We start from the raw sequence: 15,137 nt of genomic DNA on the forward strand, positions 1-15,137 counted from the left end.
ATCAGCCGTCACGATGAAATCGGTGCACTGCGTGGCGCGGTCAATCGCTACGCAGGCTCGCTGCGGGACATGCTGCGACGCATCGCCGAGGAATCCGTCTCGCTGGAACATCAAGCCAACGAACTCGCTCAGTTGTCCAGAGGCCTTGCCGAACGGGCCGAAGTGCAGCGCGAGGACAACACCCTGCTCGCCACCGCCATCACGCAGATGTCGGCCAGCGCAAGCGAAGTGGCACGCAACACCACCGACTGCTCGGACACCGCCAAACAGTCGCTGGACGACGCGCAGAAAACCCAGAACGAAGTGCAGCGCAACAGCCAGTCCATCGAGAGCCTGGCCGCAGACATCGCCGGTGCCGCAGGGGCAATCACTCAGCTGGGTGAAGACATCGAACGAGTCGGCACTGTGCTGGAGGTCATCAAGTCGATTTCTCAACAAACCAACCTGCTCGCCCTGAACGCTGCGATTGAGGCTGCCCGCGCTGGCGAACAAGGCCGCGGGTTTGCGGTGGTGGCGGACGAAGTCCGGACACTGGCCGGACGTACGCAGACTTCCGCCAACGAAATTCAGGAAATGATCACGCAGCTGCGCCAGGCATCCAGTACTGCCGTCGCAACCATGCAAAGCGGCGCCCGTCGGACCCGTGAATCGGTGGAGCAGGCAGCTGGCGTGTCGGCGACGCTGGGCACAACCGTGGGCAGTTTTGACGACATCGTCCAGCGTGCGCACCAGATCGCAGTTGCCGCTCAGGAGCAGAGTCACGTCACCCATGAAATCAACGAGTTGGCGGTGCGTATTCATGTGGCCAGTGAAGAAGGTGCACGTGATGCAAGCGCTTTGCGTGAGCTGGGTCAGGGCATGCAATCCATCTCGACACGACTGGGCGGCTTGAGCCGGGGCAGCAACTGACCGGGCTGATCTGTCGGTAGATCCATAGAAAGCAGACAAAAATAGACGCCGCTCAATCAGCGGCGTCTTTGTGTGACGGGCCTGAGATCAGGCAATGTGCGGCCTATTCACGAAACGGAGGTCGACGTGTTGATGGCGTTGATCGGCGTACATATTGCTGCGGCAGTGCTTGAAAGCATTCAGGTCCGCGACAACCTTCCGTTGTCGATGCTGACCCGGCGCCGCCCTCCGTTGCCCGATGACGAGCCGTGCTGATCCGGCACCTGCCACCCTTCCGTTTTCCGTACATTGACGTGAGTGGGCTATGCAGTTGTCCTTTCCCATCAGGTTCGCCATTGGCAGCCTGATGCTGAGCACCATCTTTATCGCGGCGTGGCGTAGCCATCCAACCCACGTCATCGCACCCTTCGCGCAGAAGAGCCATGCGGCCGAGTCGCCCTTTGCCGAGTACCTCTACCTGAGCGCCGATGGCCAGGTGATCGACAAATTGTGCAGGCTGGCCGCCGGCACACTGGCGTTCGCACTGCGGCTCAAGGCCTGGGAAAACTATTGGGACTGCCTGGTTGATCCACTTCTGGCCGGCTACTGCCTGATCGCGGCCCTCACTTGGCTGGTGAGGGTTGCCGCACACAAAGTCCGCCGCGCCCACGCTGTTTGAAACCCATCCCCTGGCGGCCTGCATCTAGGCCGCTCTTGCCGCACCACTCCCATCTCGACCCTCTTAGCCTCCAGCTTTGCGATGCACATCCTTCGGTTATCGCCGAGCCGATAAATAAATTCGCCTGTTGTCATTAAATCTTAACTTAGTGTCGAATTTAAAATTTACAACAATCAGCGCGATTATGTTCTGACGCATTTATCACAGCCAAGCTGAACATAAGCTGTCTGCCGATACATTCGGCACTGACGTTAACTTAACGTAACTTGAACAACTTCTTTGTTCGATAAACCCTTAGCAAACGCTGCGCCAAACCGCCTGTTCGTGTTGAAAAATAAAGGGCTGACAAGTTATCAGTGCTCATGGAAAACTAACGACCTGTAAACGTAATTTTCATGTTTGACACACTATCTTCACAGTACCTGATGTAGATCGAACTGCTGGCAGTAATGTTCAACACGCATGCCCTGTCGTGGACGTTTTAGTGCACCTTCGATAAAGGACGCCGACATTACTAAAGCAGATGGTTAATACGCAGGGCGTTAATTGAATACGTCCAGATACACGCACTCACCCCGGTTAGATCTATTTAGCTAAACAAACAGCGCAAGCGCGAGAGGACTCACATGGATCAGGCTTTCCTTCCTTTTTCACGGCCCAGCATGGGCGACGAGGAAGTCGCAGCGGTTACCCGCGTGTTGCGTTCCGGCTGGATCACCACTGGCCCCGAATGCCAGAAGCTGGAGCAAGAGTTTGCCGGGCTCACCGGCGCCTCCTACGCAGTGGCGTTGTCATCGGCGACCGGGGCGATGCACGTTGCCTTGCTCGCGCTGGGTGTCGGCCCAGGTGATGAGGTGATCACGCCGTCACAAACCTGGGTCTCGACGGCCAACATGATTTGTTTGCTGGGCGCGACCCCGGTGTTTGTCGACGTCGACCGCGACACCTTGATGACGGACGCAACGATGATAGAGCGCGCCATCACGCCACGCACCAAAGCCATTGTGCCGGTGCATTACGCGGGTGCCGCAGCCGATCTCGATCCAATCTACGCACTGGCGCAGCGCCACGGCATCCCCGTCATCGAAGACGCTGCGCACGCTGCCGGCACGGACTATAAAGGCCGGCCCGTGGGCGCGCTCGGGACTGCGATTTTCTCGTTCCATGCCATCAAAAACATGACCTGTGCCGAAGGCGCGATGCTGGTCACCGACAACCTGGAACTGGCTGATCGGGTGCGCCAGCTCAAATTCCACGGCCTGGGCGTCGATGCCTACGACCGCATGACCCTGGGGCGCAAACCGCAGGCCGAGGTGATCGAGCCGGGCTTCAAATACAACCTGGCCGACCTCAACGCCAGCATTGCGCGGGTGCAATTGCAGCGACTGGATCAAATCAACGCCCAGCGTCAGCGCCTCGCCAGCCATTACCTCGAACGCCTCTCGGGCAGTCCGGTGATGCCGTTGCTGCAGCCGCGCTACGACCAGCAACACGCCTGGCACCTGTTCATCGTCCGCATCGATGCCGAGCGTTGCGGGATAGATCGCGATGGGTTCATGAAGGCGCTGCAAGCGCAAAACGTCGGCACCGGTATCCATTTCATCGCCACGCACCTGCACCGGTATTACCGCCAGCGCTTCCCCGACGTGCACTTGCCAGACACCGAGTGGAACTCATCGCGGCTGTGCTCATTGCCGTTGTTCCCTGACATGACGTTCGACGATGTCGAGCGTGTGGTCGGTGCCATTGAATCCATCGTGGAACCGCGCTCATGAAAGCCTATCCCATCAATTTCGTGTCAATCGTCATACCGGTCTACAACGAGCAACAGAGCCTTCCCGAGCTGCTGCGCCGCACCCAGGCCGCCTGTGCACAGCTCAAGCACGCCTACGAAATCGTGCTGGTGGATGACGGCAGCCGTGACGAGTCGGCGGAACTCCTGCAGCAGGCCGCCGAACGTGAAGGCAGCCCGGTGGTGGCGGTCATTCTCAACCGCAACTACGGTCAGCACGCCGCAATCATGGCCGGCTTCGAGCAGTGCCGGGGCGACGTGGTGATCACCCTCGACGCCGACCTGCAAAACCCGCCCGAGGAAATCCCGCGCCTGGTGCAACTGGCCGAACAGGGCTACGACGTGGTCGGGACCGTGCGCAGCAACCGGCAGGATTCGGCCTGGCGGCGCTGGCCGTCGAAGCTGATCAACCTGGCGGTGCAGCGCTCTACCGGCGTAGCCATGACCGACTACGGCTGCATGCTGCGCGCTTACCGTCGCACCATCGTCGACGCAATGCTGGCCTGCAGCGAGCGCAGCACCTTCATCCCGATCCTCGCCAACAGCTTCGCCCGGCACACCACCGAAGTGCTGGTCGAACACGCTGAGCGCGAGCACGGCGACTCCAAATACAGCCCGATGCGTTTGATCAACCTGATGTTCGACCTGATCACCTGCATGACCACGACCCCGCTGCGGTTGCTCAGCATTATCGGTTTCAGCATGGCGTTTCTCGGCGTGCTGTTTGCCGCGTTGTTGATCGTGCTGCGGTTGATGTTCGGTGCCCAGTGGGCCGGGCACGGCACCTTCGTCCTGTTCGCCGTGCTGTTCGTGTTCACCGGCGGGCAGTTCATTGGCATGGGGCTGCTGGGCGAATACCTCGGCCGCATGTACAGCGACGTCAGGGCACGTCCACGTTTCTTCATAGAAAAGGTTGTGCGCAGCGCATCTTCAGGCGCCGCCGACACGATTGATTCCTCCGCTTCTCTCTACTTGAGCAAGGTTGCGCCATGAGCAAGAAAGCTGTCGTTTTCGCTTATCACGATATTGGGTGTGTGGGTCTGCAAGCGCTGATCGACGCCGGGTACGACATCGCGGCGGTGTTTACGCATGCCGATGACCCCAAGAAAAAAACCTTTTTCGACTCGGTGGCTCAACTGTGTGCACGTCACGATATCCCCGTGCATGCACCCGAAGACCCCAACCATCCGCTGTGGGTGGAGCGAATCGCCAAATGCGCGCCCGACTTCATCTTCTCGTTTTACTACCGCCAACTGCTCGGCGAACCCGTGCTCGCCTGCGCCAGCAGCGGCGCGTTCAATCTGCATGGCTCGCTGTTGCCGCGTTATCGCGGTCGGGCACCGGCCAACTGGGTGCTGGTCAATGGCGAGACCGAGACCGGTGTCACGTTGCACCAGATGGTCAAACGCGCAGACGCCGGCCCCATCGTCGCCCAGCAACGAGTGGCGATCAGCGAGAACGATACAGCCTTGACGCTGCACGCCAGGCTGCGCGATGCCGCCAAGGACCTGCTCGGTGAAACCCTGCCGCTGTTGGCGCAGGGCCAACTGACCGGCACCGCACAGGACGAATCGAAGGCCACTTACGTCGGTCGTCGTACGCCAGCCGATGGTTTGATCGACTGGTCGCTGCCAGCCTCGCGCATTTACAACCTGGTGCGCGCCGTGACCCAGCCCTACCCCGGCGCGTTCAGCCCGGTGGGCGAGCACAAGTTGATTGTCTGGGGCGCGCGCGTGCTACCCGACAATGAGCACCGCGCCCCAGGCACCGTCATCAGCTGCGATCCGCTGCGAATCGCGTGTGGCGAGGGCTCGCTGGTGATCACTGCAGGTCAGCGCGGCGACGACGGGCTCTATCTGAGCGGCCCGCAGCTGGCCCGCGAGTTCGGGCTGGTCGAAGACTCGCGCCTGCTGGGCACCGAGCCTCGCCGGCCGCAGCGCCGCACACGGGTGTTGATCCTAGGGGTCAACGGTTTCATCGGCAATCACTTGTCCGAGCGCCTGCTGCAGGACGACCGCTACGAAATCTACGGCATGGATATCGGCTCGGACGCCATCGAGCGCCTGCGCAGCAAGCCCAATTTCCACTTCATCGAAGGCGACATCAGCATTCACTCCGAGTGGATCGAGTACCACATCAAGAAGTGCGACGTGGTGCTGCCGCTGGTGGCCATCGCCACGCCGATTGAATACACGCGCAACCCGCTGCGGGTGTTCGAGCTGGACTTCGAAGAAAACCTGAAAATCGTCCGCTACTGCGTCAAGTACAACAAGCGGGTGATTTTCCCGTCCACGTCCGAGGTCTACGGCATGTGCCAGGACCCGAGTTTCGACGAGGACACCTCAAACCTGGTGGTCGGCCCGATCAACAAGCAGCGCTGGATTTACTCGGTCTCCAAGCAACTGCTGGACCGGGTGATCTGGGCTTACGGTCAAAAGGGCCTGCAATTCACCCTTTTCCGACCATTCAACTGGATGGGCCCACGTCTGGATCGCCTGGACTCTGCACGCATCGGCAGCTCACGGGCAATCACCCAACTGATCCTGCACCTGGTCGAAGGCACGCCGATCAGGCTGGTGGACGGCGGCGCGCAAAAGCGTTGTTTCACCGATGTCGCAGACGGCATCGAAGCGCTGGCGCGGATCATCGAAAACAGTGGCGAGCGCTGCAACGGCCAGATCATCAACATCGGCAACCCGGACAACGAAGCCAGCATTCGTCAACTGGGTGAAGAGCTTCTGCGTCAGTTCGAGGCCCATCCCCTGCGCGGTAACTTTCCGCCGTTCGCCGGTTTTCGCGAAGTCGAAAGCCAGTCGTTCTACGGCAAGGGCTATCAGGACGTCAGCCACCGCAAGCCGAGCATCGATAACGCCAGGCGCCTGATTGACTGGACGCCGACCATTGCGCTGCAGGACACCATCGGCAAGACCCTGGACTTTTTCCTGCGTGAAGCCATGGCTGAAAAGGCGGATCAACGCTGATGCAGGCCGGCCTGAGAATCGATGTCGACACCTACCGGGGCACCCGCGAGGGGGTGCCGCGTTTGCTGGACATGCTCGACCAGGCGCAGGTCAAGGCGACGTTTTTTTTCAGTGTCGGGCCGGACAACATGGGTCGCCATCTCTGGCGTCTGGCGCGGCCGCAGTTTTTCTGGAAAATGCTGCGCTCGCGGGCGGTCAGTCTTTATGGCTGGGACATCCTGCTGGCGGGCACCGCCTGGCCCGGCAAACCGATTGCCCGCGACCTGTGGCCGCTGATGCGTCGCGCGCAGGAAGCCGGTCATGAAGTGGGCCTGCACGCTTGGGACCACCATGGCTGGCAAGCCAACGCCGGGCGCTGGAGCGATGCGCAACTGGTCGCACAGATCAGGCGCGGCGTCGATTGCCTGAACGACATTCTCGGCACAGAGGTGAGCTGTTCGGCGGCCGCCGGTTGGCGCGCCGACGAACGCGTGATCCAGGCCAAGCAAGCGTTCAATTTTCGCTACAACAGTGATTGCCGTGGCAGCCGGGTTTTTCGCCCGCTGCTGGCGGATGGCAGCGCGGGCACGCCGCAGATCCCGGTAGACCTGCCCACCTTCGATGAAGTGGTGGGCGCGCAGCTTTCCGCTCAGGATTTCAATCAGTTTGTGCTCAAGCGTTTCGCCCCTGAAAAGCTCAACGTCTACACGGTTCACGCCGAAGTGGAAGGCATCGTGATGGCTGAGTCGTTCAGGCAACTGCTGAGTCAGGCGCAGGCCCGCAACATCGCTTTCGCGCCACTCGGCGACTTGCTGCCCGCGACCCTTGCACAGCTGCCGTCCGGCCGTGTGGTGCGCGGCACACTCAATGGCCGCGAAGGCTGGCTGGGAGTGCAGCAATCATGACCTCCCAGCACCGCTACATCGCTTTGCTGACGCTGGCGTTCGCGCTGGCCTGCCTCGTGCCGCTGGGCACACACGGGCTGTGGATTCCGGACGAAACCCGCTACGCACAAGTCAGCCAGGAGATGCTCCACAGCGGGCAGTGGGCGTCGCCGCATTTCATGGGCCTGCGCTATTTCGAAAAGCCCGCAGGCGGCTATTGGTTGATTGCGCTAGGCCAGGCGGTGTTCGGTGAGAACCTGTTCGGGGTGCGCATCGCTTCGGCGCTCAGTACTGGCTTGAGCATGGTGCTCGCCTGGTTGCTGGCGGGCCGGATGTGGAACGACCCGCGTAAGTCGTTCGCCAGCGCGCTGCTGTTCATGAGTTTCGGCTTCATTGCCGGGCAAGCGGGCTATAGCAATCTGGACCCGCAGTTCACGCTGTGGGTCAACCTGAGCCTGGTTGCGTTCTGGTACGCGGTTCACAGCACGGGCCGCTCTCGGCTGCTGGGCTGGGCAGTGCTGGGTGTGGCCTGCGGCATGGGCTTCATGACCAAGGGGTTTCTGGCGTGGGCGCTGCCTGTGATGGTTGCCCTGCCCTTCATGCTTTGGCAAAAACGCTGGCGCGAGCTGTTGCGCTACGGCCCGCTGGCGGTGCTGGTCGCACTTGCGGTGTGCCTGCCGTGGGTGCTGGCCGTGCATCGTCAGGAGCCTGACTACTGGCGGTTCTTTTTCTGGCACGAGCACATCCGCCGCTTTGCCGGAGCCGATGCACAACACGCGCAGCCTTGGTGGTTTTACCTGCCGCTGCTGGTGGCCGCGTGCCTGCCGTGGGCACTGCTATTGCCGGTGACGTTCAAGCAGGCGTGGCAGCAAAGACGTCAGGCGGCCAGCGGGTTTCTGCTGCTGTGGCTGCTGGTGCCGCTAGCGTTTCTGAGCCTGAGCAAAGGCAAGTTGCCGACCTACATCCTGCCGTGTCTGTTGCCGGTGGCGCTGATGATGGGCGACGCGGTGGTGGAAAGGCTCAAGCACGCCAATACCAGCGCCTTGCGCGCCAACGGGCTGTTCAATAGCGCAATCGGGCTGATCGGCCTGCTGGCGCTGCTGTTCGTGCAACTCAAGCAACCGGTTTACGAGGATCAGCCTCTGCAGCTGCTGCTGGCAATGCTGGTGCTCGCGGGCTGGGCGTTGTTCAACGCGCTACAGGGTGCACGGCCGCTGAGCTACTGGGCGATGCCTGCGCTGGGCAGCTGGATGCTGGTGGCGCTGTTGCCGTCGGCGCTGCCCGACCAAGTGGTGTTCAACAAAACTCCGGATCAGTTCGTGGCCCGGCATCAGCCGGCACTGGCAGCCAGCACGCACTTGCTGAGCAATGATCTGGGCGCGGCTTCGGCATTGTCCTGGCGCCTCAACCGGCCAGACGTCGCCCTGTTCAACACCTTTGGCGAGCTTGAGTACGGGCTTGGCTACCCGGACGTACAGGGCCGCGAGGTGTCGATGATCGACATCAACACGTGGATGAATCAGGCCCGGCGCGAGGGCCAGGTTGGCGTGATCATGCGCGGCAACAGCGACGAGGAACTGCGCGAGCTGGATCTGCTGCCCAAAGACGGCGAGCGTTATGAGGAAGGCAATCTGGTGATCCTCATTTACGGGAAATCAGCCTCATGACCTGGCTGATGCTGCTGGCGGCGTGCCTGCTGACCTGTCTGGGCCAGATCGCGCAGAAGCTCGCCGTTGAGCACTGGCGCGGGGCATTTCCCGGCATCGCCGCGGCCTTGGGTTCGCGCCGGCTGTGGCTGGCAGTGTTCTGCATGGGCATGGGTCTGCTGAGCTGGTTGCTGGTGCTGCAACGCATGGACGTGGGCATCGCCTACCCGATGCTGGGCCTGAATTTCGTTCTGATCACCCTCAGCGCGCGCTACGTGTTCAACGAATCCATCGACAGCCGGCACTGGTTCGGCGTCGGCTTGATTGTCGCCGGTGTGATCTTGCTCGGAGGTGAAGCATGAGCCGTCGCACCGGGAGCCTGTTCGCCATGGGCAGCGTGGGCCTGGTCAGCGCGGCGCAACTGGGCATGCGCTGGGGCATGGTTCGCCTGCCCTCGCCCAGCCAATGGATGCAAGCGTTGTGGGCCGGGCAGATCGACATTGCTGCGGTCGCGCTCGTCTGCGCATCGATCCTTGCTTATGCGCTTTCCATGTTGTGCTGGCTCATTGCGCTGCGAGACCTGCCGCTGAGTCGCGCCTATTCGATGCTGAGTGTCAGCTACGTGCTGGTTTACGCGCTGGCTGCCCTCCTGCCGTTTTTCCACGAGACATTTACGGTACCGAAAACTGTGGGTGTCACGCTGATCGTGATGGGCGTTTTGACCATCAACCGTCGGCGAATCCCAAGCGTCCCGCTTCAACCCCATCTTCAGCCTCATCTTCAGGCTAATCTTCAGGATAACTCCCATGAAAATCAGCGTTTTCGGTAGTGGTTATGTCGGTCTGGTGCAGGCCACCGTGCTTGCCGAAGTCGGCCATGACGTCATCTGCATGGACATCGACCAGGCCAAGATCGATCAGTTACGCCAAGGCCAGGTGCATATTTTCGAACCGGGGCTGGCCAATCTCGTGCGTGAGAACCTGGAGCAAAAACGCCTGCAATTCACCTGCGACGAACAGCTCGCCGTGGAGCATGCCGACGTGTTGTTCATTGCCGTCGGCACGCCGTCCCGACCTGATGGCTCGGCTGATCTGACAGGTTTTTTTGCCGTCGGCGAGGCCATCGCCAGGCACCGATCGGAGCCGTTGATCATCGTCGAAAAATCCACCGTGCCAGTGGGCAGCGGCGATGCCTTGCGCCTGCACATCGAAAAGGCTTTGCGGCAGGCCGGTCGGCTGTTGCAGTTCGATATCGTGTCCAATCCCGAGTTTTTGAAGGAAGGTTCGGCGGTCAATGACTGCCGGCGTCCGGACCGTATAGTCATCGGCTGTGAAAGCGAATCCGTGCAGCGGGTCATGCGCGAGCTGTACGCGCCGTTCAACCGTAACCATGACCGCATCATGTTCATGGACCTGCGCAGTGCAGAACTGACCAAATACGCCGCCAATTGCATGCTGGCGACCAAGATCAGCTTCATCAACCAGATTGCCGAGCTGGCGGAACACCTAGGGGCGGATGTGGAATCGGTGCGGCTGGGGATCGGCGCGGATTCGCGCATCGGTTATGACTTCATCTACCCCGGCTGCGGTTATGGCGGCTCGTGCTTTGGCAAAGACATCCGGGCGCTGATTCACAGCGCGCGCGAGGCGCACTGTTCCAACGACCTGCTGTCGGTGGTCGAGGCCATCAACGAGCGGCAGAAGAACAAGCTGTTTGATCGGGTCAATGCGTTTTACAAAGGCGATCTGCGGGGCAAGACGTTCGCGTTGTGGGGGTTGGCGTTCAAACCCAACACCGATGACATGCGCGACGCGCCGAGCCGCGTGCTGATGGAGGCGCTATGGCAGGCCGGTGCAACGGTGCGAGCGTTTGACCCCGAAGCGATGCAGGAAACCCAACGCATTTATGGCAACCGCAAGGACCTGGTTTTGATGGGCACGCCGGAATCGACGCTCAATGACGCCGATGCCTTGATCATCTGCACTGAATGGCAGCAGTTCAAGGCCCCTGATTTCGAGTTGATCCAGCAACGGCTGGCGGCGCCGGTGATCTTCGACGGCCGCAACCTCTACGACACCGAGCGCCTGGCACAGAGCGGGTTTCACTACTATCCCATCGGCCGTGGCGAATCCTGTGATTTGCCCATACCGCAAAAACAGTGGGCGCCCTACGAACTGCTCGCCAGCGGCCAGACGGTCTGAGGTGACGTGTTGCGAGGCGGCTTTATGGGCCAACCCATACGCCGTCACGCGAATCAATTCGCGCCTACAGTGTTGCACCTCGTAGTAGGCGCGGTGGGCACGGTCCGTTGGAGGCTCGCCCGCGAAGCTTTTGATTACGCCCGGAGGGCTGTAGGAGCGAACTTGTTCGCGATCTGCCGGGCACCGGCAGTAAATCGGGCACATGCGGTGTGTCAGGTGCAACGTGGGCACAGGTTTCAGGGCCGCTTCGCGCCCCATCGCGGCCTCGCGTTGCTCGTGCGCTCCTACAGAGTATGTGCGGCGCTTGCCAATTTTTGGCGCGAGGCTCGCCGGCTAAGCTTTTGATTCTGCCCGAAGGGCTGTAGCAGCGAACTTGTTCGCGATCTGCCGGGCACCGGCAGTAAATCGGGCACATGCGGTGTGTCAGGTTCAGCGGGGCGTCTGGTTTCAGGGCCGCTGCGCGCCCCATCGCGGCCTCGCGTTGCTCGTGCGCTCCTACAAGGGGTGTGTGGCGTTTGCGGACTTGTTGGCGCGGCTTGCCCGCGAAGGATCCCGCCACAGATTACCGCCGCGTGAATGTCCCGTGGGGGGGCCGCTGGCCCGCGAAGAAGCTGGGCCAGCGACAGATCTATCATCTGAATCGACGGCTTCGCGGGCAAGCCTCGCTTCAACGTTCAGTTCTCTTCCCTCTCAAGGTCCCCCAGCCGCGACACCCGGCAGACGCAGCAGGACGTAATCCTCTTTGTCGAAACGACCGCTGTAAATCACGGGCAAAGCCCCCTGCGCGGTCCCTTGCAGGGCCAGATAATCGGTATTGCTCATGGCTACGTAAGCAGGCGCGTGAATGGCCTGCAACTGCGGCGCAGTCTGGGTGAACTGCGGTCGCAGGTCAGTATCGACGTTGACCATGAACTTGATCGCCTTGGCGTCCTTGCCCATGCCATGCAGTACCAACGGCAACGGGTCGGCTCGCAGAATGCCGAACACGGCCTGGCTGAAGTGTTCGGTGTCATACAGGTTGCGTTCCACCTTCTCGAACAGCCCGATGTAGCATCCCCAGACCGCCAGCACGGCGCACAGCGTCAGGCCAAGCGTGCGCAGGCGAGGCCTGACCAGCAACGCAATGGCGCCCATCTGCAACAACCCTAGCACGACCAAGACCGGGCCGATGGTGCCCAACTCTTCCGGGAAGCGTGGCCTGGCCATCAGCAGCGCGGCCAGCAACACCCCGGGAATCACGCAGAACACGCCAAGCATGAAGGTCCGCAGCACACGCGCCCAACGCTGACCGGTCACCTTAAATGGATAGGCCGCGATGATTGCGACCATGGGCAACATCGGCAGCAGGTATCGGGCTTTTTTAGCCTGCGGAACAGACAGCCCGAGCATGACCGTCAGCGCCGCCGCCAGGCACAGCCCCACCAGCGTCAGCGCTGGCGTGCGCGGTTGTCGCCCCACTGCCGTGGCCCCCACAACGAGCAGCACGACGATGGCCAGCGGATACGCCAATGCGTAATTGCCCATTGAACTGTTGAAATACCACAACGCCGGGCTGCTGCCTTCGCTGCCGTCCATGCGCGAGGTGAACTGCATCCTCACGACCTCGGCCATGAAACTGTCGCCGCCGCTGATCCAGGCCAGCGCCAGCAAGCTCGCGATGCACAGCAACAACGTCAGCAGCGCGAGCAACCCAAACCTCAAGGGCCGCTGCCATTGGCCCTGCATCAGGCAGCCGCTGATCAGGTAATAGCTGCACAGCACGCCGGTGGGTACCACCAGCCCGATGGGACCCCGAATTGCAAACCCCAGCACCAGCAATGCAAAGACCCAGCCCATGCGTCGGGGTGCCTGGAATTGATCGTGGGCATAGCCCAGGTAAAACACGGCAAACGTCACTGTTGCCAGCATCTGGTCCAGCGACACCGCGCGCGTCTCAGTGATGAACGTATTGGTCAGCAGCAACATGCCAATGCTGAGTAATGCCCACTGCCGCGAGTAAGGCGCCACCAGCCGGTACATCAGGCCGACCAGAACGGCAGAGGCGATTGCCGTTGGCAACCAGGCACTGAAGCTGGTCACCTGGCCCAAGGGTAGCGAGCACAGGTAGATCAACAGCGTCGTGAACGCTGAGTAGTCGGCGTAAGGTTCGCCGTAAGTGGTGGGGAAAAACCCGGGGCCGTGGCGCAGCATCTCCTGGGCGAACACCACGAAACGTGAATCGAAGCCGATGATGTCCTGATGCCAACTGCCGGCGATGAACAGCAACAAAGCCAACAGCCCGGCAAGCGTGGCCTGCACCCGCGCATCCCGCCTCGTAAGACCCACTGACGGCTGACTGACAAACGCTGTCAAAATCCTTCCCCTGCTGTGTTTGTGCCAACAGCGCTTACATCTGCTGCGCTATGACTGACGAAATAGTAGTCGCGATCTCCCACCTTGACCCGATCGGTCACCCTGAGCGGTGGCGCAGGTTCTGACTGGCTTTCGACGATGGCCAGGTTGCCCGGGGCGGCGCCGAGAAATGTGATCAGTTGGGCGTCGGTCATCAAGGTGTCGAGCAAACTCTGACTGTAGAAAACGCTGGCGCCTGCCAGACGCTCGCTGGGTTGAAACAACGCAACACGTCGCCCGCCGAGTTGGAGCGCGTGGACTTTGTCAGTGAGCGGCAAAAATGACAGTTGTCGGTCAGCGCGTGGCGCCAGCCAGAACGCGGCGGCCAGATACCCCGCGACGACGGCCATCATGACGCCGAGCATGATCGCCTGCCGATGCTGAACGAAGCCTGCCATGCGCGCAGAAACGTGAACCCGTGTGCGCAATCGTTCGCCAAGCTCCGCTGCGTAGTGCGCAGCAATCACGGCGGCGGCCGGTGTCAGCGACATCAGGTAGACCATGCGTTTGCTGGACGCCAGCGTCAGCAACACGAACTGGGCCAGTAACCAGACCGTGAAGAACAGCAGGTACGGCTTGGCGACCAGCTGTTTACGAAAATGCCACAACCCCAGGTACACCAGCAGGTTCCACGGCAGGAAGGCTTCCGGCAGTTTGCTCAGGTAGTAATAGAAGGGTTCGTAGTGACCGGCATCTTCGAACGAGCCACTGAAGCGTCCGACGCTGTTGGTCCACAGCACGTCTTTGAGCGACTGCGCCCCGCCCTGCCCGTACAGGCACCACAACCAGAACAACAACGGCAGCAGCGCAAGCAGTGTGAACAGCGCAGGCCGGAGCCAGTCAGTCAGAACCAAGCGTTTGTGCAAGACGGTCTGGCAAACCAGCCAGACGAAAATAACCACCCCCGGCAACGCCAGGCCCAGCACGCCTTTGCTCAGGGTGGAAATCATGATGCCGAGCGCAAACAGGCACCACACGCCTAAGGGACGCGCCGTGGTGCGAGTGGCTGAGCTGGCTAGAAAAAACGCCAGCAACGCGGTCGTTACCCCAAACGCCAACAGGGCGTCCTCGCCCACTTGCCGGCTGTTACTCCAGAACGTCGCGGTGGTCGCCAGCATCATGGCTGCCAACCACGCGATGCCTGACGGACGCCCCAATCGAAGAAGCACGGCGTAGAGCAACAACACCGTGAACAGACCGGCGAATGCCGAGGCCAGGCGCACCGCCCAGGGGGTCGCCCCAAAAGCGCGAATGGCTGCAGCATCGAGCCAGACACTCAAAGGCGGCTTTTCCAGAAACGGCTGGCCGTTGAGGGTGGGCGTGACCCAATTGCCGCTGAGGTGCATCTCCATCGCAATACCGGCGACGCGAGGCTCGGTGGAGTTCTGCAATTGATGATTGCCCAAGGCAAAAAAGAACAGAACAACGGCTAACAGCAATACAGAAAGCGCGCGAGAAGTCATCAATTGAATACCGGCCAATGTATATGAGTGCATGTGAGAGGCAGTATAAGCAGGCCATTGTTGAATTCTTGTTAAGCGCATCGCTACTTGCACCCGTTTATTTAAGCGCTATTAATATAAATCATGGATAAAAGACAAGATGCTTTTCACACTGCGCATACCTGATTTTCACAATCCTTGATGGACACTTTTCATACGCTCAATCGGACACATCGACGCTCTTGATTCACCCA

General features: G+C 60.9%; 12 protein-coding genes and 1 pseudogene. 11 read left to right on the top strand and 2 right to left on the bottom strand.

The window, feature by feature from the left end; all coding sequences use genetic code 11:
• Positions 1-207 precede the first annotated feature (207 nt).
• The 11 genes and pseudogenes from OYW20_RS26290 to OYW20_RS13230 all read left to right on the top strand — a co-directional run bounded on the left by OYW20_RS26290 (position 208) and on the right by OYW20_RS13230 (position 11,050).
• Positions 208-909 carry a methyl-accepting chemotaxis protein gene (locus OYW20_RS26290; RefSeq protein WP_408005516.1) on the top strand — a complete coding sequence of 234 codons (702 nt, stop codon included), beginning with the start codon at positions 208-210 and terminating at the stop codon, positions 907-909.
• Positions 910-1,014: 105 nt separating this feature from the next.
• Positions 1,015-1,164, top strand: a pseudogene (locus tag OYW20_RS13185) (cytochrome b/b6 domain-containing protein); the annotation flags it as partial.
• A gap of 49 nt (positions 1,165-1,213) precedes the next feature.
• A complete protein-coding gene (locus tag OYW20_RS13190; RefSeq protein WP_268801251.1) occupies positions 1,214-1,567 on the top strand; it encodes a hypothetical protein in 354 nt (117 codons plus the stop codon).
• Positions 1,568-2,193: 626 nt separating this feature from the next.
• Positions 2,194-3,342, top strand: a complete 1,149-nt coding sequence (arnB, locus tag OYW20_RS13195) for a UDP-4-amino-4-deoxy-L-arabinose aminotransferase (protein ID WP_268796435.1) — start codon at positions 2,194-2,196, stop codon at positions 3,340-3,342.
• Positions 3,339-4,352 (top strand): undecaprenyl-phosphate 4-deoxy-4-formamido-L-arabinose transferase, encoded by a 1,014-nt coding sequence (gene arnC, locus OYW20_RS13200; RefSeq protein WP_268796436.1) that lies wholly within the window; start codon positions 3,339-3,341, stop codon positions 4,350-4,352. Before arnB ends, arnC begins: the two co-directional genes overlap by 4 nt.
• Positions 4,349-6,340, top strand: a complete 1,992-nt coding sequence (gene arnA / locus OYW20_RS13205; RefSeq protein WP_268796437.1) for a bifunctional UDP-4-amino-4-deoxy-L-arabinose formyltransferase/UDP-glucuronic acid oxidase ArnA — start codon at positions 4,349-4,351, stop codon at positions 6,338-6,340. Before arnC ends, arnA begins: the two co-directional genes overlap by 4 nt.
• Positions 6,340-7,224 carry a 4-deoxy-4-formamido-L-arabinose-phosphoundecaprenol deformylase gene (gene arnD, locus OYW20_RS13210; protein WP_268796438.1) on the top strand — a complete coding sequence of 295 codons (885 nt, stop codon included), beginning with the start codon at positions 6,340-6,342 and terminating at the stop codon, positions 7,222-7,224. Before arnA ends, arnD begins: the two co-directional genes overlap by 1 nt.
• On the top strand, positions 7,221-8,870 hold the full coding sequence (gene arnT, locus OYW20_RS13215) for a lipid IV(A) 4-amino-4-deoxy-L-arabinosyltransferase (RefSeq protein WP_268796439.1): 1,650 nt from the start codon (positions 7,221-7,223) through the stop codon (positions 8,868-8,870). Before arnD ends, arnT begins: the two co-directional genes overlap by 4 nt.
• Entirely contained in the window at positions 8,867-9,211 is a 345-nt protein-coding gene (gene arnE, locus OYW20_RS13220; protein WP_268796440.1) for a 4-amino-4-deoxy-L-arabinose-phosphoundecaprenol flippase subunit ArnE, read from the top strand. The genes arnT and arnE overlap by 4 nt, the downstream gene beginning before the upstream one ends.
• Before the next feature lie 26 nt (positions 9,212-9,237).
• Positions 9,238-9,678 (top strand): 4-amino-4-deoxy-L-arabinose-phosphoundecaprenol flippase subunit ArnF, encoded by a 441-nt coding sequence (gene arnF, locus OYW20_RS13225; RefSeq protein WP_268801120.1) that lies wholly within the window; start codon positions 9,238-9,240, stop codon positions 9,676-9,678.
• A complete protein-coding gene (locus OYW20_RS13230) occupies positions 9,656-11,050 on the top strand; it encodes a UDP-glucose dehydrogenase family protein (protein ID WP_268796441.1) in 1,395 nt (464 codons plus the stop codon). The genes arnF and OYW20_RS13230 overlap by 23 nt, the downstream gene beginning before the upstream one ends.
• Before the next feature lie 690 nt (positions 11,051-11,740).
• On the opposite strand, the gene OYW20_RS13235 is transcribed toward OYW20_RS13230, so the two are convergent.
• Both OYW20_RS13235 and OYW20_RS13240 read right to left on the bottom strand, forming a co-directional pair.
• On the bottom strand, positions 11,741-13,348 hold the full coding sequence (locus OYW20_RS13235; RefSeq protein ID WP_268796442.1) for an ArnT family glycosyltransferase: 1,608 nt from the start codon (positions 13,346-13,348) through the stop codon (positions 11,741-11,743).
• 50 nt (positions 13,349-13,398) lie between these two features.
• Entirely contained in the window at positions 13,399-14,904 is a 1,506-nt protein-coding gene (locus OYW20_RS13240; protein ID WP_268796443.1) for an ArnT family glycosyltransferase, read from the bottom strand.
• Between the last annotated feature and the right edge of the window lie 233 nt (positions 14,905-15,137).

It is taken from the genome of Pseudomonas sp. BSw22131, assembly GCF_026810445.1.
Lineage (GTDB): Bacteria > Pseudomonadota > Gammaproteobacteria > Pseudomonadales > Pseudomonadaceae > Aquipseudomonas > Aquipseudomonas huanghezhanensis.

Bases quoted from the DNA above. Each gene is read 5' to 3' on its own strand.
- OYW20_RS13230 (WP_268796441.1), top strand. From the start codon at position 9,656: ATGAAAATCAGCGTTTTCGGTAGTGGTTATGTCGGTCTGGTGCAGGCC.
- arnE (WP_268796440.1), top strand. From the start codon at position 8,867: ATGACCTGGCTGATGCTGCTGGCGGCGTGCCTGCTGACCTGTCTGGGC.
- arnB (WP_268796435.1), top strand. From the start codon at position 2,194: ATGGATCAGGCTTTCCTTCCTTTTTCACGGCCCAGCATGGGCGACGAG.
- OYW20_RS13190 (WP_268801251.1), top strand. From the start codon at position 1,214: ATGCAGTTGTCCTTTCCCATCAGGTTCGCCATTGGCAGCCTGATGCTG.
- OYW20_RS13240 (WP_268796443.1), bottom strand. From the start codon at position 14,904: ATGACTTCTCGCGCGCTTTCTGTATTGCTGTTAGCCGTTGTTCTGTTC.
- OYW20_RS26290 (WP_408005516.1), top strand. From the start codon at position 208: ATGTCGGCCAGCGCAAGCGAAGTGGCACGCAACACCACCGACTGCTCG.
- arnA (WP_268796437.1), top strand. From the start codon at position 4,349: ATGAGCAAGAAAGCTGTCGTTTTCGCTTATCACGATATTGGGTGTGTG.
- arnC (WP_268796436.1), top strand. From the start codon at position 3,339: ATGAAAGCCTATCCCATCAATTTCGTGTCAATCGTCATACCGGTCTAC.
- arnD (WP_268796438.1), top strand. From the start codon at position 6,340: ATGCAGGCCGGCCTGAGAATCGATGTCGACACCTACCGGGGCACCCGC.
- arnF (WP_268801120.1), top strand. From the start codon at position 9,238: ATGGGCAGCGTGGGCCTGGTCAGCGCGGCGCAACTGGGCATGCGCTGG.
- arnT (WP_268796439.1), top strand. From the start codon at position 7,221: ATGACCTCCCAGCACCGCTACATCGCTTTGCTGACGCTGGCGTTCGCG.